We start from the raw sequence: 19,892 nt of genomic DNA, 5'->3' as shown, positions 1-19,892 counted from the left end.
CGTGCTCCGGATCAGCTCGCCCGGGTGGTGCGGCCGGTCAGCAGGGCCTCGACGAAGGCCGCGAGATCATCGTGCACGGACACGTCGGCGAGCGCCTCGGCATGGTGCTCGAGAGTCCGTCGGCCCTTGCCGGTGCGTACCAGCGCCACGCGACATCCCGCGGCACGGCCGGCCTCGATGTCGCGCAGGCTGTCGCCGACCATCCAGGCGCCCTTCAGCGAGCGCAGGCCGAGCGAGTGGCGAATGTCTTCCAGCAGGCCGGGGCGGGGCTTGCGGCAGTCGCAGCCGTCGTCCGGGCCATGCGGGCAGACGGCGATGTGGGCGAGCCTGGCGCCGCGCTCGGCGAGGCGCTGCTGCAGCCGGCAGTGCATGGCCTCCAGCGTGGCCCGGTCGAAGTAGCCGCGGGCGAGCCCCGACTGGTTGGTGGCCATGGCGACCTGAAAGCCGGCGTGGCAGAGCCGGACGATGGCGTCGACGGCCTGCGGATAGGGCCGGAATTCGTCGGCCGACTTGATGTAGGCGTCGGAGTCGTGGTTGATGACGCCGTCGCGATCGAGGATGACGAGCTTGTCGGTCATGGGGCGCACCTGACGCAAAAGGCCAGTGTAGGCGGGTGTTTCACGTGAAACAACGGGCGACGGGTCTCGAGAGGCGGGATGATGTTTCACGTGAAACATCGCGGAACCCGCGCCAACGAAAAACGCCGGTGCATCGGCACCGGCGTTTCGGGTGGCAGATGAGCCGCAGGCTTACTGCGGCAGCTCGGCGATATCGGCGACTTCGAGGAACAGCCCCTGCAGGTCGGCCAGCAGCGCCAGGCGATTGCGGCGCACCGCCTGATCGTCGGCCATGACCATAACCTCGTCGAAGAAGGTGTCCACCGGCTCGCGCAGCGCCGCCAATGCATCGAGAGCCTCGCTGTAGCGGGCCTCGGCGATCAGCGGCGCGACCTCGCGGCGACGGGCGGCCAGGGCGTCGGCCAGGGCGCGCTCGGCATCGGATTCGAGCAGGGTGGCATCGACCTCTTCGGCGACATCGTCGGCCTGCTTGGCGAGGATGTTGGACACGCGCTTGTTGGCGGCGGCCAGGGCGGCGGCTTCCTCGCGGTGGCTGAAGGCGCTGACGGCATGGATGCGGCGGGCGAAATCCAGCGGCCGGGTGACCGGGCGCGAGCGCACGGCGAGGTAGACCTCGACGGGGATGCCTTCGTCCTGGGTCCAGGCCCGGAAGCGGTCGAGCATGTACTCGAGCACCGTGTCGACCAGTCCCTCGGCCTTGGGCAGGTGGCGGTGCTGGGCGGCGGCCTCCTCGAGCAGCTCGCGCAGATCCAGGTCGAGCTCGGCCTTGATCAGGATATTGAGCACGCCGATCGCGGCCCGGCGCAGGGCGAACGGGTCCTTGGCCCCGGTGGGGCGCGCCCCGATGCCGAAGATGCCGGTCAGGGTATCGAGGCGGTCGGCCAGGGCCAGGGCCAGTCCGGTTTTGGTGGCCGGCACGGCGTCGCTGGCGAAGCGCGGCAGGTACTGCTCGTGCAGCGCCTGGGCGACCTCCTCGGGCTCGCCGTCGTGGCGCGCATAGTAGCAGCCCATGATGCCCTGCAGCTCGGGGAACTCGAGGACCATCTCGCTGACCAGGTCGCACTTGGCCAGCTGGGCGGCGCGGCCGGCGTGCTCGGCGTCGCCGGCGATGCGTTCGGCGATGAAGCGGGCCGTCGCCTCGCTGCGGTCAGCCTTGTCGGCCAGCGTGCCCAGCTGCTGCTGGAAGACCACGCTGCCCAGCCCCTCGCGGCGCGAGACCAGGCTGTGGCGAAGGTCGGTCTCGTAGAAGAAGGCGGCGTCGGCCAGGCGTGGGCGAATCACCTTCTCGTTGCCTTCGATGACCTGCTGCGGGTCACGGCTGTCGATGTTCGAAATGGTGATGAACAGCGGCTTGAGCTTGCCGTCGGCGTCCAGCAGGTGGAAGTACTTCTGGTTGGCCTTCATCGACGAGATCAGGCATTCCGCCGGCACCTCGAGGAAGCGGTCGTCGAAGCTGCCGGTCAGTGCCACCGGCCATTCCACCAGGCCGCTGACCTCGTCGAGCAGCGCCGGGTCGATGACCGCGGTGGCGTCCTGGACCTCGGCCTCGGCCAGCACCTGCTCGCGGATGCGCTCGCGGCGGACCCGGCGGTCGGCCAGCACATAGGCGTCCTCGAGGGTCGGAAGGTAGTCGTCGGCGTGTTCCAGGACGATTGGCTCCGGCGCATGAAAGCGATGGCCACGCGTCTCGCGGCCGGCCTCGAGCCCCAGCACCTCGGCCGCGACCACGTCGCTGCCGTAGAGCGTGACCAGCCAGTGCACGGGCCGCGAGAACTCGATGCGCGAGGCGCCCCAGCGCATGTTCTTGGGTACCGGCAGGCCGGCGACGGCACGCTCGAGGATCGCCGGCAGCAGGGCGCTGACCGCCTCGCCCGGCTGCTCGTAACGATGGCCCAGCCAGGTGCCCTTGTCGGTTTCCAGGTGGATCAGCTCATCCACCGTGACGCCGCAGGAGCGCGCGAAGCCCTCGGCGGCCCTGGTCGGCTGGCCGTCCTTGAAGGCCGCGGCCAGCGCCGGGCCGCGACGCTCGATCTCACGGTCGGGCTGCTTGTCGGCCAGCTCGCGAATCTGCACGGCCAGGCGACGCGGCGTGGCGTAGGCCCGGACGTCGCCGAAGGAAACTTCCGCCTCGCGCAGCCCGGCGACGAGGCCGTCGGCCAGGCCGTCGGCCAGGGCATCGATGGCACCCGGCGGCAGTTCCTCGACGCCCAGTTCGACCAGTAGGGTATTGGAAGCCATGCTCAAGCGTCTCCCTGTTCGGCTAGCAGTTCGCGGCGAAGGGCCTCCGGCGCCATGGGGAAGCCGGCAGCCTTGCGTGATTCGTAATAGGCGTGGGCGACGTCACGGGCCATGGTGCGCACGCGCAGGATGTAGCGCTGGCGCTCGGTGACCGAGATGGCGTGACGGGCGTCCAGCAGGTTGAAGGTGTGCGAGGCCTTGAGAACCATCTCGTAGGCCGGCAGCGGCAGGTTGGCCGCGATCAGCTTGCTGCACTCGCTCTCGAGGTGGTCGAAGCTGGCGAACAGCGCCGGCACGTCGGCATGCTCGAAGTTGTAGGTCGACTGTTCCTTCTCGTTCTGCAGGTAGACGTCGCCGTAGGTGACCCGGGTGCCGTCGGGGGCGAGCGTCCACACCAGGTCGTAGACGCTGTCGACGTCCTGCAGGTACATGGCGATGCGTTCCAGGCCGTAGGTCAGTTCGCCGGTGACCGGGTAGCATTCGATGCCGCCGGCCTGCTGGAAGTAGGTGAACTGGGTCACCTCCATGCCGTTGAGCCAGACTTCCCAGCCCAGTCCCCAGGCGCCGAGGGTGGGGGACTCCCAGTTATCCTCGACGAAGCGGATGTCGTGGACCAGCGGGTCGAGGCCCAGGCGCTCGAGCGAGCCGAGATACAGCGCCTGCAGGTCGGCCGGGGAGGGCTTCATCACCACCTGGAACTGGTAGTAGTGCTGCAGGCGGTTGGGGTTCTCGCCGTAGCGGCCGTCGGTGGGGCGGCGCGAGGGCTGCACGTAGGCGGCGTTCCAGGTCTCGGGGCCGATCGAGCGCAGGAAGGTGGCCGGATGGAAGGTGCCGGCCCCGACTTCCATGTCCAGCGGCTGCATGATCACGCAGCCCTGTTCGGCCCAGTACTGCTGCAGGGCCAGGATCAGGCCCTGAAAGGTTGTCACGTCTGGCGTCGACTGTGTCATTTGAGGGTCACCGTTGGCCCATGAATTCACGAACCGCCAAGTATACAATTAGCGGTTAATCGGTTATAGGCACCGTGCCGAATTGCCAGAGCCATCCCCGTGGTTCATGGCGAGGGGCGCCGGGGGCAGACCGAAGAGGAGGTTCGACGCCATGGATGGCGTCGGTAGCGCCCAAGGACGGGTTCATAGCGCCTCCTCGCAGGTCTGCCGACGGATCAGCCCTGAGGGACAAGGATACCGCTTTCCGCGATAGCCCTGACCGAGCTGGACGGTTCGCGCGGGACGCTCATGCCACAGAGGATTGCTGAAATGATCGTAGTGACGGGCGGCGCCGGCTTCATCGGCGCCAATCTGGTGAAGGCGCTCAACGCGCGCGGCCACGACGACGTGCTGGTGGTCGACGACCTGACGGACGGCACCCAGTTCGTCAATCTGGCCGACTGCACCCTGGGGGACTACCTCGACAAGGACGATTTCCTGGCGCGGGTGAAGGCCGAGCTGCGCGGCGAGCCCGCCAGCCTGCCGCCGATCGAGGCGATCTTTCACGAGGGCGCCTGCTCGGACACCACCGAGTGGGACGGCAAGTTCATGCTCGACAACAACTTCGAGTATTCCAAGGTGCTGCTGAACTACTGCCAGCACAAGCGCATCCCTTTCCTGTATGCGTCGTCGGCGGCCACCTACGGCGGCAGCGAAGTGTTCGTCGAGGCGCCGGAGCACGAGAAGCCGCTCAACGTCTACGGTTACTCCAAGCTGCTCTTCGACCAGTACGTGCGGGCCCGCTGGGACGACTTCACCAGCCAGGTGGTGGGTTTCCGCTACTTCAACGTCTACGGCCCCCGCGAGCAGCACAAGGGCAAGATGGCCAGCGTGGCCTTCCATCATCACACTCAGGTACAGGCGGGCGAGAATCCGAAGCTGTTCGGGGCCTGGGACGGCTACGAGGCCGGCATGCAGAGCCGTGACTTCGTCTACGTGGGCGATGTGGTCGACGTCAATCTGTGGTTCCTCGAGCATCCCGAGGTCTCCGGCGTCTTCAACCTGGGGACCGGCCGTGCCGAGCCCTTCAAGGCGATCGCCGAGACGGTGATCGACTACTACGGCAAGGGCGAAATCGAGTACATCGACTTCCCCGAGGGGCTCAAGGGCCGCTACCAGAGCTACACGCGCGCCGACATCACGCGCTTGCGCGAGGCCGGCTACACGGCCGAGTTCAGGACCGTGCGCGAAGGCGTTCGGGCCTATCTGGACCAGCTGAATGGCTGATCCCCGCGTGCCGCCACGCCTGCTGGTCGTCGGCCCGTCCTGGGTCGGCGACATGGTCATGGCGCAGAGCCTGTTCATCACGCTCAAGCAGCGTCACCCCGGCGCCCGGCTCGGCGTGCTGGCGCCGGGCTGGTCGCTGCCGATTCTCGAGCGCATGCCCGAGGTCGACGAGGCGATCGCCCTCGACGTCGGGCACGGCGAGTTCGGCTGGGCGACACGCCGTGACGTTGCCCGCTCGCTGAAGGGGCGCTTCGACCGGGCGATCGTCCTGCCGCGCTCGTGGAAGTCGGCGCTGGTGCCGTTTCTGGCGCGGATCCCCGCGCGTGTCGGCTTCACCGGAGAACAGCGCGTGGTGCTGCTCACCGAGCGTCGCAAGCTCGACAAGCGTGTGCTCGACCAGACCGTCAAGCGCTTCGTTTCGCTGGGGCGCGAGGCCAGCGAGGCGGGAGAGGGTGACTTCCCGATCCCCGCCCCCCGCCTGCGGGTCGACCCCGACAACCAGCAGCGGCTGTGCGAGACACTGGCACTGGGCGAGGGTCGGCCGACGATCGGCCTGATGCCGGGCGCCGAGTATGGGCCCGCCAAGCAGTGGCCGCTCGCGTATTTCCGCGAACTTGCCGAGTCGCTGACTGCGGCGGGCTATGCCGTGTGGGTGCTGGGCGGCCCCAAGGACGCCGAGGACGGCGATGCCATCGCTCAGGGGCTCGATCACGTCGTCAACCTCTGTGGTCGCACCCGGCTGGTCGACGCCGTGGATCTGCTGGCCGCCTGCGAGCAGGTGGTGACCAACGACTCCGGCCTAATGCATGTCGCCGCCGCCGTCGGCACGCGGATCCAGGCGATCTACGGCTCGTCATCGCCCGATTACACGCCGCCGCTCACCGGCAACGCCGAGATCCACTACCTGGCGCTGGACTGCTCGCCCTGTTTTCAGCGGACCTGCCCGCTGGGCCATACCAACTGCCTGCATCATATTCGCCCGGCGCGGGTGCTGCGGGCCATCGATCCCCTGGCCCGGCCGGCAGGGGGCGCTTAATCCCCGCTTGTCCACAGGCGTTCCTGCAGGGCTCGCTCCGCGCGCAGGCGCTCGTTGAGCGGCTCGACGCCGTGGCGCTCGACCAGGGTGCGAGCCGGGGACAGCAGCGAGGCACCCAGGCCGGCCCGATGGGTCGGTACCGTGAAGCCCATCGCCTCGAGCAGGGTGGGCAGCACGTCGACCATCGAGGCTTCGCGGCGAATCGTACCCGGGCGGATGCCGTCGCCGAACAGCATCAGGGTGTTTTCCCGGGGGCCGGCGATCAGCGACTGCCAGGCGGAGTTCTTCATCGACAGGTGATCGCTGGCCACCACCACCAGGGTGTTGTCGAGCAGCCCCTCGCGGCGCAGCCGCTCGACGAAGCGTCGCGCCAGCCAGCCCGTGCATTTCACCGAGTAGAGGATGTCCTCGCCGTCGAAGGTGCCCTGACGTTCGCGGCAGGCGCGGGCAGGGTGGCCGTAGGGAGGATGGGCGGAGAGCGTGATGCTGAACAGGCCGAAGGGCTGCGGTTGCGCCTTCAGGTCACGGACCCGCTCGATGACCAGGTCGAGCAGCGAGTCGTCGTAGAGCCCCCAGCTGTTGAGGTAGTCGGGGTCGGCCAACTGGCGGCGCAGCGTGTCACGGCCGAGCACGGTATCGAAGCCGTGCTCGCGATAGTACAACCCCTTGCCGGCGAACTGGTTGCTCGCGCCGCCCATGAAGGTCAGGTGGTATCCCTGGTCGTCGAGCAGGTCGCCCAGGCAGTCGACGCCCGGCACGACATGCTCCAGTGGCTCGAACTGGCTGTCATGCATCAGTCCGGCCGGCATCAGCGGTGTACCGCACTGGCTGGCGATCATCCCCGCCATCGTCCAGCCGGTGTTGTCGAGCTGGCGGATACCGTGGAAGACCAGACCCGACTCACCGAGGGCGCGCAGGTCGGCGTAGGCGTCGCCGAAGCGTGCGCGGTCCGCATAGGTGGCTTCGGTGCTTTCCAGGTAGAGATAGATCAGGTCGGGCGGGTCGGCGGGGCTCGCGGCGATACGCGGCGGCGTGTAGCGCCGTTCCAGCCAGGCGCCGTCGTCGGCGACGATCGAGGCCCCCTGGAGGGTGAGGCCGAACAGCAAGGGATTGAAAGCCAGCAGGAAGAGCACCAGCGGCCGCTCCAGCAGGCGCCAGCGGTGATCCGCGCGGACCAGCCAGGTAACGGCTCCCAGCATCGCCAGCCCGGCCAGCGTGTAGATCACGGCGGCGATGATGCGCTCACCGCTGCCGTTCTCCCCGATGCCGGCCTGGAGGTGAAAGACCACCGCACCGACATCGACCTTGCCGAAGGTATCGGCCAGATACAGGTAGATCCACCACAATGCCAGCGGCAGCAATGACCAGGGCCAGGCTTTCGCGGCCCGGCGGGCGTGGGGCGGGTCCCCCCAGCGGAACAGCCAGGCCAGCCCCAGCCAGAGCAGGAGAGCCGCCAGCGTCCATGCATGGTGCAGGGCCAGGGCCGTGGTCGCCGTGTAACCGATGCACAGCCCCAGATAGCCCAGCGCCCACCAGCGGCGGGCCGGCAATCGAATCGACATCGCGAGAATCCTTTCAGGCAATGTCGTCAGGTTAGCAAGCGCGTCGCCCGGCTGTCATAACCGGCGCGGCAGGGTCACGGCGCATCGCCGCTGGAGGGCGCCTTCTCGTTCTCGTGGAGCTCGTTGAGCTTGGCGTACTTCATGTAGGTGCGAAAGGCGGTGGTCAGCGTCACCAGCATGCCGTCGCTGCCCTGGAGGATGCCGCCCTTGAGCAGGAACTTGCGCAGGGCGGCGATGCCGGCATGCAGTGCCGGGCGGACGGCCGAAGGCGCGACGCCGCGTTCCTTCATCGCCCAGGCGTCGCGACTCGAGAGCGCGTCGATGCGCCGGATCCAGTGGGACAGGTCGGTGTAGGTGAAGTGATGCAGATGGGCCCGGGTCGTCTCGACGCGGGGCGCCCGGACCGACGAGTGCGCCTTCTTGGGCAGGTAGCCGGCGGTGGTGCGGTTGTACAGCCGGGTCACGGCGTCCGGGTAGAAGCCGGCGGCGCGGATCCAGTGTTTCCCCACGTAGTTCTTGCGGCGGAAGGCATAGGCCGTGTTCGGGTCGTCGAGCGCCAGGCGCTCGATCAGGGCGACGGCGTCGTCATCCAGACGCTCGTCGGCATCCAGCGCCAGGATCCAGTCGTGGCGCGCGAACGGCACCCCGTGGGCCTTCTGCGGCCCGTCGCCCAGATAGGCCTGGGCGATCACCGTGGCGCCTTCCGCCTCGGCCAGGGCGACCGTGTTATCCTCGCTGAGCGAGTCGACGACGATCAGCTCGTCGCACACCCGCTTGAGCGAGCGCAGGCAGTCGACGATGTTGTCGGCCTCGTTGAGCGTGATGACGATACCGGTGATGGGTTGCATGACGACGTCTCGGGAATCGTGGGCGGTCGCTGACCGTGGACCGAATGCGGAAACGCGCCGGGCGGCGGGCCGGCCGGCGCGTTCCGATGATAGCAACTGACACGCGCTGGGTAACGTCTTGAAGATCCTGCATGTGAATCTGGCCAAGGGCTTTCGTGGCGGGGAGCGACAGACGCTGCTGCTGATCGAGGCGCTGGCGGCCCGCGACGACCTCGAGCAGATCCTGGTGTGTCGGCGGGACTCGCCGCTGCGTGACAGGCTGGCCGATGCGAGCGGCGTGAGCGTCGTCACGGCGGAACATCAGCTGGCGGGGCATGGCGCCGTCGGCCGGGTGGACGTGGTGCATGCTCATGAAGCCAAGGCTGTCCACTGGGCCTGGCTGCACTGGTGCCTGCGCCGGGTGCCCTATGTCATCACGCGACGGGTGGACACGCCGGTGGGCGACAGGCCCCTCAACCGCTGGAGCTATCGGCACGCCGCCAGTCGGGTCGCGATCTCCCGGGTCATCCAGGCGCAGCTGGTCGCCCGTGGCTGGGGGCCGGTCGAGCGGATCCCCAGCGCCCATTCCGATCCGGTGCCGGATCCGGCCAGGACGCGGGCCTTCCGCGAGTCATTCGCCGGCCGCCGGAAAGCCGGCCTCTTCCTCGTCGGCCACGCCGGGGCGCTGGTCGACCGCCACAAGGGACAGCGTGTGCTGCTGGAAGCGGCTCGCCGGCTCGAGACACGCTGTCCCGACATGGCCTTCGTGTTCCTGGGCGCCGGGGCGGACGGCGAGGCGCTGCAGGCGGAATCCCGCGATCAGGACAACGTGTTCTGGCTGGGCTTCAAGGACAACGTCGTCGACTACATCGCCGGTTTCGACGTGTTCGCCTTCCCCTCGCGCAACGAGGGGCTGGGATCGGTGCTGCTGGACGTGATGGCCTGCGAGGTGCCTGTCGTCGCCTCCCGCGTCGGCGGAATCCCCGATCTGGTCACGGACGGGGAAACCGGCCTGCTGGTCGAGGCGGCTGACGCCGAGGCCCTGGCGCAGGCCCTGGCGCGACTCCATGATGACAACGCCCTGAGGCGCGAGCTCGCGGCCGGGGGGCGACGCCGCGCGGAGGCCTTCAGCCCGCGTCAGATGGCGGCCGCTTATCTTTTCCGGTATGAGAGGGTGGCCCGATCCTGAGAGTGCCTGTTCACTTGGATGATGCTTTGACGATTTTCCACCCCTCTGATAAATCAGGTAAAGCACTGGCTCTGTTATTAAAGCATTGGGGTATTCTATGAGACTAGGTGCAGGTTTAATTATAGAGGCGTGATATCATGTTTGAGAAATGAGCTTTAACAGTTTCTACCGAAATGGATGATATAGGGGCGCTGTCGGTTGGGGGAGTGAGTATTTTTGAGTCGGCGTGTTGAAAAATCCATTCTGGCTTAAGTTTGTCGTAAATTCCTATATAAGGTTTTGATAGGCATTGGGCAATATGTGATGGGCCGCAGTCATTCGCAATGACAAGTTGTGAGAAATTCACAACTTTGCTGAGGTCAGGAAGGGATAGGTTGTGGTGAAGATTTATGTAATTAGCTTTTTGTTTTTTAAGAGTGCTTAATTCTTCCGTTTCACTTGGCCCAAGGATAATGTCAAAGATAATGTCGGATCCATGGTTTTCCCGTATGGCATTTATAAGCTCTAAGTAGTTCTTCAATCCCCATTTCTTGAAGTTTCCGGCTCCACCTCCTGGCATTATAGCGATGCGTGTACTCGAAGGAGTATAGCTTATAGGATACTTGGAGTGTTTTGCCAGTTCATGAAAAGGAGCTGAAAGATGTTGGGGTAATTCAGTTGAGTTTTTGTCTAGTTTGTTTTTGCTAACAAGGCGAAGATAGTGGGAAGCACGATATTCACTATCGTTAAAAGGTATCTCAAAGTCCCATGATGGACTAAATATTCCTTGTTTTCGCTTGAATCCAATTGCTTCTGAAGGCCTCTTTATGAATTTTACAATGGACTGGCTTTCTGAAGATGGTTGGAAAGAGACTAGCAAATGACAATTTTTTGGAAAAACTCTCAAGTCGCTGAGTATGTTTTTGGAAAAACTGAAGCTTTCGACCCATGGGCATTGCTCATAAAACCAAGATAGCTCGTATCTGCTGAATAAATTTATAGGGTTATTGTTGTAGGTTTTTTTTAGGTAGTAGAGTGCGGGTAAGGTTGTGATTTGAGAGCCAAAGAAAGGGCGGCTTCGGATAAAAATTCCAATCACATTTTTCATAAAATCGCTCATAAGTTATGTTTCTTGCAGCTTTCGCAGTTACTTTGAATCGCTTAAAAATAGGGGGGGGGATGATAGTCTACTAATAGACCGATCCGGGGTCGAGTTCATTGTCTACGATAAGTCGACCGGCTGCTCGGGATGCGGACGATCTGATCTTACCCATCGGGCCGCGAACTGTTTGCCATGGATTGCCTCGACCTTGAGGCTGTGTAAGAAGCTCTCTGATCTTGCCGACGAGGCCGACGAGCGGTACCGCGAGTGGCTCGGCCTGTCGGTCTGCCGATTTATTTAGTCTGCTACCTTTAATTTTTCTTAAGGCTGTCTTAAGATTTAGCGATCTGTCACGTCCTGACGTTGAGGGATCGCTATGCTTGAGATGTGCCGGACGCCGCAAGGAGATCGTGGCGAGCTGACCCTGCACGATGGCCTGCTCGTCGGCCGGGGAACGGAAAGGGAGTGTTATCGCCACCCGGACAGGACGGATCTGTGCATCAAGGTGACGCATCGCAGGCAGAACCTGAAGCACCAGAATGCCAAGGACTTTGCGTACTTCCGCACCCTGGCCAGGCGCCGGGTCGACTGGTCGCACCTGCCGCGCTGTCACGGCTGGGTCACCACGGACCGCGGGCCGGGGCTGGTCTTCGACCTGCTTCAGGATGACTGGCAGCGGCCGCTGCCCAGCGTGGAGGCCCTGCTGGCGCATCGGCAGGTCTCGCTGGACGAGCTGCGACCGGCCTTCCGGGAACTGCATGACTACCTGCTTCGCAACCGCATCTTCAGCAGCGATCTGCACATCAGCAACATCCTCGCGGAGGCCGACGGGGAGGGGCTGCACCTCTATGTCGTGGATGGCATCGGCGACCGGGACTTCATCAAGCTGGCGTCGCACGTCTCCTTCCTGGGGCGCCGCAAGGTGAATCGCCAGTGGCGGCGCTTCGAGCGCCGGACCCGCACCGCCCTCGCCGCCTGATGGCCGGGCCGGCCTCACGCTGGCGAGGCGGCGCGATACCCCCTGGCGACGGCGGCCATGTCGTCGGCCGCGGTCGTCGAAAACTTTCCGATCGACCGTTCCAGCCGCTTCAGATTGCGTTCTTGCCAGCCGCCGGGACGGCGCAGTCGGCAGCGGTCGAGGTCGATCAGCCAGATGCGCTCGTCGGGGGTAATCAGCAGGTTGCGGGCGTTGAGATCGACATGGTCGAGCCCGGCGTCATGGAAGCGACGGATGGTAGCGCCGACGCGCTCGAGCAGCGCCGGGTCGGCATCGGCCAGGCAGTCGGCCAGGGCACGGGCGCCGGGAAGCTTTACCGTCAGCAAGGCGGCGCGGTAGCTGATGCGGTGACGGTGGGTCCAGGCCGCTACCGGTCGGGGGACCGGCAAGCCGCGTTCGTGTAGCGTCGCGGTCAGGCGCAGTTCGCGGAAGGCACGGGAGCGCTCGGCCCCGTTCCACAGGTAGTGGTCCTCGCTGAAGCGCGCGGCCTGACCGCCACGACGGTACGGTCGCAGCACCCAGGTCTCATCGGTCACGCCCACCGCCGTGGCATCGATGAACAGGCTGGCGCCGCGGCCCGGCGCCTGGCCGACAATGGCGTCGCGCGCCTTCCAGAAGGCGCTGCTGAACCAGGCCGGGCTGATTTGTGGCGGCCGCTCGGCGTCCCATAGAATGCCGGCATCATGTAAGATGAAATCTTTTCCCATCTGAAACGTTGCCAACCGCATGAAGCATCCTCTGCCTGCCCGACCCGCGCATATCGCGATACTGCGACTCTCCGCGCTGGGCGATGTCTGCAACCTGGTGCCCACCGTGCGTGCCCTGCAGCGCCAGTGGCCCGATGTCCGGATCACCTGGATCATCGGCAAGGGGGAGCACAGTCTACTGACCGGCCTTTCCGGGGTCGAGTTCGTCGTCTACGACAAGTCGACCGGGCTGGCCGGGATGCGGGCGATCTGGCGCCAGCTCGCCGATACCCGCTTCGACGTGCTGTTGCACATGCAGCAGGCGCTGCGCGCCAGCGTGCTGTCGCTGGGGCTCAAGGCCGATGTCCGGGTGGGGTACGACAAGGCACGGGCCAAGGATGCCCAGCACTGGTTCACGCATCGTCAGATCGCGCCGCGCGACCGGGCCCATGTGCTGGAGTCGTTCATGGACTTCGCGCGGCTGCTCGGCGTCGAGGATACGCGCCCCCGCTGGGACCTGCCGATTCCCGAGGAGGCGCGGAGCGAGGCGCGGCGCATCACCGGCGAAGTCGACTATGCGTTGATCAGCCCCTGCGCCAACCCGCGGCTGCGCAATTTCCGCAACTGGTCGGCCGAGGGCTACGCCGGCGTGATCGAGCACCTGTGGTCACGGTATGGCCTCAAGAGCGTGCTGACCGGCGGCGGCAGCGCCCAGGAGCGCGAGATGGGCGAGCGCATCCGCGCCCTGGTCGACGCCGAGGCCGTGATCGACGCCATCGGCGGCAGCTCGCTGAAGGGCCTGCTGGCGCTGATCGACCACGCTCGGCTGGTGATCGCGCCGGACTCGGGGCCGGTACACATGGCCAATGCCCTGGGCCGGCCCACCGTCGGCCTCTACGCCACCACCAACCCGGACCGCGCGGCGCCCTACTGCTGGCGGGACGCCGTGGTCAACCGCTATCCGGATGCCGTGCGCAGCTTCCTGCACAAGTCGCCGGAGGCGGTCCCCTGGGGGCAGCGGGTGCGCCACCCCGATGCCATGGCCCTGATCCGTACCGAGGACGTGACGGCACGCATCGATGCGCTGCTGACGTCCGCCGACCCTGCTGCCGGAGTTGCCCGATGAAGCTCGATCTGACCGCCCTGGAACAGGCCCGCCTGCTGGTGGTGGGCGACGTGATGCTCGACCGCTACTGGCATGGCGGCACCTCGCGCATCTCGCCGGAAGCGCCGGTGCCGGTGGTGCGGGTCGGCGAGGCCGAGGATCGCCCCGGCGGCGCGGCCAACGTGGCCCTCAACATCGCCTCGCTGGGGGGGCATGCGGCGCTGGCCGGCCTGGTCGGCGACGATGACAACGCCCGCCTGTTGACGCGCTGCCTCGACACATGCGATGTGAAGGCTCACTTCCAGCACAGCGCCGAGATTCCCACCATTACCAAGCTGCGGGTGATGAGTCGCAACCAGCAGCTGATCCGCCTGGACTTCGAGGAGTCCCTGGGCGAGGTCGACACCACGGAGCTGCTGGCCCGCGTCGAGGCCGCGCTGGCGGACACCGACCTGGTCATCCTCTCCGACTACGGCAAGGGCACGCTCGGCCGCGTCGAGGCGCTGATCGCCATGGTCCGCGCCGCCGGCAAGCGCGTGCTGGTCGATCCCAAGGGCAGTGATTTTCGCAAGTATCGCGGTGCCAGCGTGATCACCCCCAACCTCGGCGAGTTCGAGGCGATCGTGGGTCCCTGCCGGGACGAGGCCGAACTGGCCGAGAAGGGCGAGCGGCTGCGCGCCGAGCTCGACCTCGAGGCGCTGCTGATCACCCGCAGCGAGAAGGGCATGACCCTGATCCGCGCCGATCACGCGCCGCTCCACCTGCCGACCCGGGCGCGCGGGGTCTTCGATGTCACCGGCGCCGGCGACACCGTGATCGGCGTGCTGGGCCTGGCGCTGGCCGCCGGCCACGCCTTCCCCGAGGCGATGACGCTGGCCAACCTGGCCGCCGGGCTGGTGGTGGCCAAGCCGGGCACCGCGACGCTGTCGATCGCCGAACTCTACACCGCCCTGCACGGCGACAAGCTCGCCGAGTTCGGGGCCATCCAGCCCGCGGCGCTGCGCGAGGCAGTGCGCGCCGCCCAGGCCCGCGGCGAGCGGGTGGTCATGACCAACGGCTGCTTCGATATCCTGCATGCCGGGCATGTCGCCTATCTCGAGCAGGCCCGTGCGCTCGGCGACCGGCTGATCGTGGCGGTCAACGACGACGCCTCCGTGGCACGCCTCAAGGGGCCGCGCCGGCCGATCAACCCGCTCGAGCGGCGCATGCAGGTGCTGGCCGGGCTGCAGGCGGTCGACTGGGTGGTGCCCTTCGGCGAGGACACCCCGGCCGCGCTGATCGGCGAGGTGCTGCCCGATGTGCTGGTCAAGGGCGGCGACTATCGCCCCGACGAGATCGCCGGGGGCGAGGCGGTCATCGCCAACGGCGGCGAGGTGCGTGTGCTGGGCTTCGAGGACGGCGTCTCGACCACCGCCATGATCGGCACCATCCTCGATCGCGAGCGCTGAGCCGTGCGCCGTGCCGACTGGGTCCGCGCCGCCTACGACGGCGCCCTGTATCTGGCCTCGCCCCTGATCTGGCGGCGGGTCTGGCGTGAGTCGGTGCCCACTCGCCCGCGGGGCGAGCGGCTCGGCCTGATCCCGGCGCGCCCGGCCGGGCCGCGGCTGTGGGTGCATGCCGCCTCGGTGGGCGAGGTGGTCACCGCCGCCCCCCTGATCCGGGGGCTGTTGAAGCGCCACCCCGAGGCCGAACTGGTCGTCACCACCATGACGGCGACCGGGGCGGCGCGTGTCGAATCGCTGTTCGGCAACGAAGTGAGTCATCACTTTCTGCCGCTGGACTTCCCCGGCGCCACGCGGCGCTTCATCGCGCGGCTGGCGCCGACCCTGGCGATCATCGCCGAGACCGAGCTGTGGCCTAACCTGATCGGGGCCTGCGCCCGGCACGGGGTGCCGGTGCTGATCGCCAACGGCCGGCTCAGCGACGGCGCCTTTCGCACCTATCGGCGCTTCGCCACGCTGAGTCGCGACATGCTGCGTCACGTCGACTGGATCGGCGCCAAGGCAGCGGCCGATGCCGAGCGCTTCCGGGCGCTGGGCTGTCCCGAGGCGCGCGTCGAGGTGACCGGCGCCCTCAAGTTCGACCTGCAGGTCGATGCGCGCCTGCACGAGGAAAGTGAGCGCTTGCGAACCGCCTGGGGCAGACGCCTCGTATGGGTGGCGGGCTCGACGCACCCCGGGGAAGAAGAGGCCGTGCTGGCGGCGCATGCCCGCGTCTGCCGGCGCTATCCCGAGGCGCTGCTGGTGCTGGTGCCCCGCCACCCCCAGCGCTTCGAGGCGGTGGCCGAGCTGTGCCGGGCGCGGGGCGAGCGGGTGGCGCGTCGCTCATGCGGTGAGGTGCCCGACGCCGAGACCCGCGTGCTGCTCGGCGACACCATGGGCGAGCTGATGCACTTCTACGCCGCCGCCGACGCGGCCTTCGTCGGCGGTTCGCTGGTGCCGGTGGGCGGGCACAACCTGCTCGAGCCGGCGGCGGTGGGCACGCCGGTGATCAGTGGCCCCCATCTGGACAATCTGCGCGAGATCGCCGCGACGCTGGCCGAGGCTCGGGCACGGCGCGAGGTCACCGATGCCGAGGCACTGGCCGGGGCGTTGCTTGCGCTGTTCGACGATGAGACGGCACGCCGCCGTCTGGGCGAGGCCGGCCGGGCGGTGGTGGATGCCAACCGTGGCGCCCTGGCGAAGACACTGGATGAAGTGAGTGCTCGCTTCGATCAGGCGCTGGCGGGGCGCGGCCCCGCCGGGGATGAAGGCGAGACTCAGCGCGTGTAGCGCTCCACCCCCTGCGCGGTACCCAGCAGCAGCACATCCGCGGCACGCCGCGCGAACAGCCCGTTGGTGACCACGCCGACCAGGTTGTTGAGTTCGGCTTCGGTCCGTGCGGGATCCTCGAACAGGGCGTCGTAGCAGTCGAGGATCTGGTTGCCGTTGTCGGTGACCACGCCGTCGCGATAGACCGGCGTCATGCCCAGCTTGACCAGTTCCCGGGCCACGCAGGAGCGGGCCATCGGAATCACCTCGATGGGCAGCGGGAAGCCGCCCAGCACCTCGACCCGCTTGGAGGCATCGGCGATGCACACGAAGCGCTCGGCGCAGGCGGCAACGATCTTCTCGCGGGTCAGCGCCGCGCCGCCGCCCTTGATCATCTCCAGGCGTGCGTTGATCTCGTCGGCGCCGTCGACGTAGACGGGCAGCGGCCCGGCATGATTGAGCTCGAAGACCTCGATGCCGTGGCCGCGCAGGCGCTCGGCGGTGGCCTCGGAACTGGCCACCGCGCCGCGGAATTCGTGCTTGAGGCGGGCCAGCGCGTCGATGAAGCGGTTGGCGGTGGAGCCGGTGCCGACACCGATCACCGTGTCGGCGGCGAGCAGCGGGCGGATCTCGTCGATGGCGGCGTCGGCGACGGCCTGCTTGAGTTCGTCCTGGGTCATGATGGCGCTCGTTGGTGGATGGCGGCGCCATTATAGGCGAGCCGTCGGCGGCTGTGGATGGCACGGCCGGCGCTGCCAACTGGACGAGTTCCCCTTTAGTCTGCTACCAATAGATGTTCACCATTCCGGGTGCAAGGCCCACGCGACGCGCGATTCTCAGGAAACCAGGATGCTCGAAGACACCGTCAAGAAGATACTCCAGGCCCGCGTTTACGAGGCGGCCCGCGAAACCCCCCTCTCTCCCGCTCCCTTCCTGTCCCGCCGTCTCGACAACCAGATTCTGATCAAGCGCGAGGATCTGCAGCCGGTCTTCTCCTTCAAGGTGCGCGGCGCCTACAACAAGATGGCCCTGCTCAGTGACGCGCAGAAGGCCAAGGGCGTGATCGCCGCCTCCGCCGGCAACCACGCCCAGGGGCTGGCACTGGCGGCCAAGCAGCTGGGCGTGAAGGCGGTGATCGTGATGCCGCGCATCACCCCGGAGATCAAGGTCCAGGCGGTGCGCGCCCGCGGCGCCAAGGTGGTGCTCAAGGGGGACGCCTTCAGCGAGGCGCAGGAACATGCCCAGACGCTGATCGCCGAGCACGGTTACACCTACATCCCGCCCTTCGATGACATCGACGTGATCGCCGGCCAGGGCACGGTGGGCATGGAGATCCTGCGCCAGAACGCCGGGCGCCTGGATGCGATCTTCGTGCCGGTGGGTGGCGGCGGCCTGATCGCCGGCATCGCCGCCTACGTCAAGTACCTGCGCCCCGAGGTCAAGGTGATCGGCGTCGAGTCCGAGGACAGCGCCTGCCTCAAGGCCGCCCTGGAGGCCGGCGAGCGGGTGGTGCTCGATCAGGTCGGGGTGTTCGCCGAAGGGGTCGCGGTCGCCCAGATCGGCGAGGCGCCCTTCGCCATCCTGCGCGGGCTGGTCGATGAGGTGATCACCGTCAATACCGACGAGATGTGCGCCGCGGTCAAGGACATCTTCGAGGACACCCGCGCCGTGTCCGAGACTTCCGGGGCGCTGTCGCTGGCCGGGCTCAAGAAGTACATCCAGCAGACCGGCGCCTCCGGCGAGACGCTGGTCTGCATCAACTCCGGGGCCAATACCAACTTCGATCGCCTGCAGCACATCGCCGAGCGCACCGAACTCGGCGAGCAGCGCGAGGCGATCCTGGCGGTGACGATTCCCGAGCGGCCGGGCAGCTTCAAGAAGTTCTGCCGCATCATCGGCAAGCGCATGGTCACCGAGTTCAACTACCGCTACGCCGATCTCGAGCACGCCCATATCTTCGTCGGCGTACAGGTCAAGCCGGGCGGCGACGACCGGGCCGAGGTGATCCGCAAGCTGCGCGATGCCGGCTACCCGGTCGAGGACCTCACCGACAACGAGCTGGCCAAGCTGCATATTCGCCATCTCGGCGGCGGACGCCCCAAGGAGCACTTCGAGGAGGAGGTCTACCGTTTCGAGTTTCCCGAGCGTCCCGGCGCGCTGATGAACTTCCTCACCCACCTGCCGGCCGACTGGAACATCTCGCTGTTCCATTATCGCAACCACGGTGCCGCCTACGGGCGCGTGCTGGTGGGCATGCAGGTGCCCAACGGCGATCGGGCACACGTCGAGGAGTATTTCGAGCGCATCGGCTATCGCTTCTGGAAGGAAACCGACAACGTGGCCTACCGGCTATTCATGGAATAGCGCCCAAAGGCGGGGCCATTTCCCCGGTGTGTGTGCTTGCTTACGTCAAAAGCCCCGCCTTTTGCGGGGTTTCCCGATTTCCTGGAATGAGAAGGGCTTGTCATCCTTATGGCTCAGCCCTATAGTCGTGCGCATCATTCAACAATAAGCTGTTAACACGACAACCTGGGGAGCGGTCATGAAGCGCAAGCCTGACCTGGTCATGGCACTGGTACTCATTTTCGGTTTCGGGGTGGTGGCCACGGGCTATGCACAGACGCTGATCGGCACCTGACCGATACGGTCCCCCGTGACCCGACACAGCCGTCGTGGCAGCGCCACGGCGGCTGTGTCGTTTCAGGCAAGCCGTCCGGCGGTGTCGGCCCCTTCAGGACTCGGGGCGCACCACGCGGCGGTCGCTGACGATGGCGTCGAGGGGGATGTCCCAGCCGGCCACGGGCAGCGCGTCGACGCGCTGACAGTCGTGGGCCACGCCGATCAGGCGCGGGCGTGGGCGACGCTGACGGGTGAAGGCGAAGCTGCGGTCATAGAAGCCGCCGCCCATGCCCAGGCGGTTGCCCTGATCGTCGAAGCCGACCAGCGGCATCAGCACCAGATCCAGCGCCCAGGGCGGCACCTGACGTGCGTGATGCGCCCCGTGCCGGGTATCGGGCTCGCGGATACCGAAGCGATTGCTCACCATCGGCGTGGCCGCGTGGTAGTGAACGAACCACAGGCGATTCTCGGCCAGCGGTCGCAGCACCGGCAGATAGACCCGGGCGCCCCGGCGGCGCAGCCAGGCGATCAGCGGGGTGGCATCGATCTCGGCATCGTTGGGCAGGTAGAGGGCGACGCGCCGGGCCCGCTGCATCTCCGGCAGGCGGCGCAGGCGGCGGCACAGGGCTTCGGAAGCCAGGCGCTGCTGGCGCGGACTCAAGGCGCGGCGGCGCTGACGCAGGGTACGTCGTAGGGCGCGGCGCTGGGCGTCACGGGTCACGGGCTCGGTCACGGGATTCCATCAGCGGCGGGTATTCGTGAGGTTCCCCGGAGTGCCGCTGTCGTTCTGGCCCTTGAACCCATAGGTTCAAGGTGGGTGGCCGCAGACAGACCGTCAGGCTTTCCGTCGCACGGACATGCACACGGGCCTGTCTAGCATTTGGCCCCCTGGGTACTGCGCATAGGCTCGAGGGACTTCAACGACTGGCGTACACACCAGGGAACCTCTTCATCCTATCAGAGCCACGCCGCCGGCCAAAGGGCTGTTTTTGCAGCAAGTGTCACGGA

The 19,892-nt window shown here is 66.7% G+C and carries 17 protein-coding genes and 1 other RNA gene; 8 read left to right on the top strand and 10 right to left on the bottom strand.

What is annotated here, in order from left to right; genetic code table 11:
- Window positions 1-11: 11 nt before the first annotated feature.
- The 3 genes from gmhB to glyQ form a co-directional block, all read right to left on the bottom strand.
- The gene (gene gmhB, locus ACTCB7_RS11570) at window positions 12-578 is read right to left on the bottom strand and encodes a D-glycero-beta-D-manno-heptose 1,7-bisphosphate 7-phosphatase (RefSeq protein ID WP_463006790.1); all 567 of its coding nucleotides are present in this window, start codon (window positions 576-578) and stop codon (window positions 12-14) included.
- A 171-nt stretch (window positions 579-749) separates the two neighbouring features.
- Window positions 750-2,816 carry a glycine--tRNA ligase subunit beta gene (gene glyS / locus ACTCB7_RS11565; RefSeq protein ID WP_463006789.1) on the bottom strand — a complete coding sequence of 689 codons (2,067 nt, stop codon included), beginning with the start codon at window positions 2,814-2,816 and terminating at the stop codon, window positions 750-752.
- A 2-nt stretch (window positions 2,817-2,818) separates the two neighbouring features.
- The gene (gene glyQ / locus ACTCB7_RS11560; protein ID WP_163650189.1) at window positions 2,819-3,766 is read right to left on the bottom strand and encodes a glycine--tRNA ligase subunit alpha; all 948 of its coding nucleotides are present in this window, start codon (window positions 3,764-3,766) and stop codon (window positions 2,819-2,821) included.
- 309 nt (window positions 3,767-4,075) lie between these two features.
- Between glyQ and rfaD the strand changes: the two genes are divergently transcribed.
- A complete protein-coding gene (rfaD, locus tag ACTCB7_RS11555; RefSeq protein ID WP_463006788.1) occupies window positions 4,076-5,032 on the top strand; it encodes an ADP-glyceromanno-heptose 6-epimerase in 957 nt (318 codons plus the stop codon).
- On the top strand, window positions 5,025-6,068 hold the full coding sequence (waaF, locus tag ACTCB7_RS11550; protein WP_224418503.1) for a lipopolysaccharide heptosyltransferase II: 1,044 nt from the start codon (window positions 5,025-5,027) through the stop codon (window positions 6,066-6,068). The genes rfaD and waaF overlap by 8 nt, the downstream gene beginning before the upstream one ends.
- Here waaF and ACTCB7_RS11545 read toward each other — a convergent pair.
- Together ACTCB7_RS11545 and ACTCB7_RS11540 are read right to left on the bottom strand one after the other, a co-directional pair.
- Window positions 6,065-7,630, bottom strand: a complete 1,566-nt coding sequence (locus ACTCB7_RS11545; protein ID WP_224418504.1) for a sulfatase-like hydrolase/transferase — start codon at window positions 7,628-7,630, stop codon at window positions 6,065-6,067. The two genes, waaF and ACTCB7_RS11545, sit on opposite strands and share 4 nt — an antisense overlap.
- A gap of 74 nt (window positions 7,631-7,704) precedes the next feature.
- Entirely contained in the window at window positions 7,705-8,478 is a 774-nt protein-coding gene (locus ACTCB7_RS11540) for a glycosyltransferase family 2 protein (protein WP_224418505.1), read from the bottom strand.
- 118 nt (window positions 8,479-8,596) lie between these two features.
- Here ACTCB7_RS11540 and ACTCB7_RS11535 point away from each other — a divergent pair, with 118 nt between their 5' ends.
- Window positions 8,597-9,646 carry a glycosyltransferase gene (locus ACTCB7_RS11535; RefSeq protein ID WP_463006787.1) on the top strand — a complete coding sequence of 350 codons (1,050 nt, stop codon included), beginning with the start codon at window positions 8,597-8,599 and terminating at the stop codon, window positions 9,644-9,646.
- A gap of 115 nt (window positions 9,647-9,761) precedes the next feature.
- Here ACTCB7_RS11535 and ACTCB7_RS11530 read toward each other — a convergent pair whose 3' ends face one another.
- Entirely contained in the window at window positions 9,762-10,745 is a 984-nt protein-coding gene (locus ACTCB7_RS11530; RefSeq protein ID WP_224416167.1) for a glycosyltransferase family 9 protein, read from the bottom strand.
- Between the two features lie 358 nt (window positions 10,746-11,103).
- Between ACTCB7_RS11530 and ACTCB7_RS11525 the strand changes: the two genes are divergently transcribed.
- Window positions 11,104-11,706: a YrbL family protein gene (locus tag ACTCB7_RS11525; RefSeq protein WP_463006786.1), complete on the top strand. Its 603-nt coding sequence runs from the start codon at window positions 11,104-11,106 to the stop codon at window positions 11,704-11,706.
- Between the two features lie 14 nt (window positions 11,707-11,720).
- Here the strand turns inward: ACTCB7_RS11525 and ACTCB7_RS11520 are convergent, their stop codons facing one another.
- Window positions 11,721-12,452, bottom strand: a complete 732-nt coding sequence (locus tag ACTCB7_RS11520; protein WP_463006785.1) for a 3-deoxy-D-manno-octulosonic acid kinase — start codon at window positions 12,450-12,452, stop codon at window positions 11,721-11,723.
- Between ACTCB7_RS11520 and ACTCB7_RS11515 the strand changes: the two genes are divergently transcribed.
- The 3 genes from ACTCB7_RS11515 to waaA are packed head-to-tail and all read left to right on the top strand — an operon-like array spanning window position 12,451 to window position 16,286.
- Window positions 12,451-13,536: a glycosyltransferase family 9 protein gene (locus ACTCB7_RS11515; RefSeq protein WP_463006784.1), complete on the top strand. Its 1,086-nt coding sequence runs from the start codon at window positions 12,451-12,453 to the stop codon at window positions 13,534-13,536. The two genes, ACTCB7_RS11520 and ACTCB7_RS11515, sit on opposite strands and share 2 nt — an antisense overlap.
- Entirely contained in the window at window positions 13,533-14,963 is a 1,431-nt protein-coding gene (gene hldE, locus ACTCB7_RS11510) for a bifunctional D-glycero-beta-D-manno-heptose-7-phosphate kinase/D-glycero-beta-D-manno-heptose 1-phosphate adenylyltransferase HldE (RefSeq protein ID WP_463006783.1), read from the top strand. The genes ACTCB7_RS11515 and hldE overlap by 4 nt, the downstream gene beginning before the upstream one ends.
- 3 nt (window positions 14,964-14,966) lie before the next feature.
- A complete protein-coding gene (waaA, locus tag ACTCB7_RS11505; RefSeq protein ID WP_463006782.1) occupies window positions 14,967-16,286 on the top strand; it encodes a lipid IV(A) 3-deoxy-D-manno-octulosonic acid transferase in 1,320 nt (439 codons plus the stop codon).
- Here waaA and rpiA read toward each other — a convergent pair.
- On the bottom strand, window positions 16,274-16,945 hold the full coding sequence (rpiA, locus tag ACTCB7_RS11500) for a ribose-5-phosphate isomerase RpiA (protein WP_163650203.1): 672 nt from the start codon (window positions 16,943-16,945) through the stop codon (window positions 16,274-16,276). The genes waaA and rpiA overlap by 13 nt on opposite strands.
- Between rpiA and ilvA the strand changes: the two genes are divergently transcribed.
- Window positions 16,827-18,629 (top strand): threonine ammonia-lyase, biosynthetic, encoded by a 1,803-nt coding sequence (gene ilvA, locus ACTCB7_RS11495; protein WP_463006781.1) that lies wholly within the window; start codon window positions 16,827-16,829, stop codon window positions 18,627-18,629. The two genes, rpiA and ilvA, sit on opposite strands and share 119 nt — an antisense overlap.
- A 367-nt stretch (window positions 18,630-18,996) precedes the next feature.
- Here the strand turns inward: ilvA and ACTCB7_RS11490 are convergent, their stop codons facing one another.
- Together ACTCB7_RS11490 and ssrS are read right to left on the bottom strand one after the other, a co-directional pair.
- Window positions 18,997-19,617, bottom strand: coding sequence for a 5-formyltetrahydrofolate cyclo-ligase (locus ACTCB7_RS11490; RefSeq protein WP_463006780.1), 621 nt, complete (start codon window positions 19,615-19,617; stop codon window positions 18,997-18,999).
- A 28-nt stretch (window positions 19,618-19,645) separates the two neighbouring features.
- A non-coding RNA gene (gene ssrS, locus ACTCB7_RS11485) (6S RNA) lies at window positions 19,646-19,830 on the bottom strand.
- Window positions 19,831-19,892: the final 62 nt, after the last annotated feature.

The organism is Modicisalibacter sp. (genome assembly GCF_055145905.1).
The sequence above is the reverse complement of the archived record's forward strand: the minus strand, read 5'-3'. Positions and strand labels throughout refer to the sequence as shown.

Bases quoted from the DNA above. Each gene is read 5' to 3' on its own strand.
- glyS (WP_463006789.1), bottom strand. From the start codon at position 2,816: ATGGCTTCCAATACCCTACTGGTCGAACTGGGCGTCGAGGAACTGCCG.
- ACTCB7_RS11540 (WP_224418505.1), bottom strand. From the start codon at position 8,478: ATGCAACCCATCACCGGTATCGTCATCACGCTCAACGAGGCCGACAAC.
- ACTCB7_RS11515 (WP_463006784.1), top strand. From the start codon at position 12,451: ATGAAGCATCCTCTGCCTGCCCGACCCGCGCATATCGCGATACTGCGA.
- ilvA (WP_463006781.1), top strand. From the start codon at position 16,827: ATGAAGCGGTTGGCGGTGGAGCCGGTGCCGACACCGATCACCGTGTCG.
- gmhB (WP_463006790.1), bottom strand. From the start codon at position 578: ATGACCGACAAGCTCGTCATCCTCGATCGCGACGGCGTCATCAACCAC.
- hldE (WP_463006783.1), top strand. From the start codon at position 13,533: ATGAAGCTCGATCTGACCGCCCTGGAACAGGCCCGCCTGCTGGTGGTG.
- ACTCB7_RS11530 (WP_224416167.1), bottom strand. From the start codon at position 10,745: ATGAGCGATTTTATGAAAAATGTGATTGGAATTTTTATCCGAAGCCGC.
- rpiA (WP_163650203.1), bottom strand. From the start codon at position 16,945: ATGACCCAGGACGAACTCAAGCAGGCCGTCGCCGACGCCGCCATCGAC.
- glyQ (WP_163650189.1), bottom strand. From the start codon at position 3,766: ATGACACAGTCGACGCCAGACGTGACAACCTTTCAGGGCCTGATCCTG.
- rfaD (WP_463006788.1), top strand. From the start codon at position 4,076: ATGATCGTAGTGACGGGCGGCGCCGGCTTCATCGGCGCCAATCTGGTG.
- waaF (WP_224418503.1), top strand. From the start codon at position 5,025: ATGGCTGATCCCCGCGTGCCGCCACGCCTGCTGGTCGTCGGCCCGTCC.
- ACTCB7_RS11525 (WP_463006786.1), top strand. From the start codon at position 11,104: ATGCTTGAGATGTGCCGGACGCCGCAAGGAGATCGTGGCGAGCTGACC.
- ACTCB7_RS11520 (WP_463006785.1), bottom strand. From the start codon at position 12,452: ATGCGGTTGGCAACGTTTCAGATGGGAAAAGATTTCATCTTACATGAT.
- ACTCB7_RS11545 (WP_224418504.1), bottom strand. From the start codon at position 7,630: ATGTCGATTCGATTGCCGGCCCGCCGCTGGTGGGCGCTGGGCTATCTG.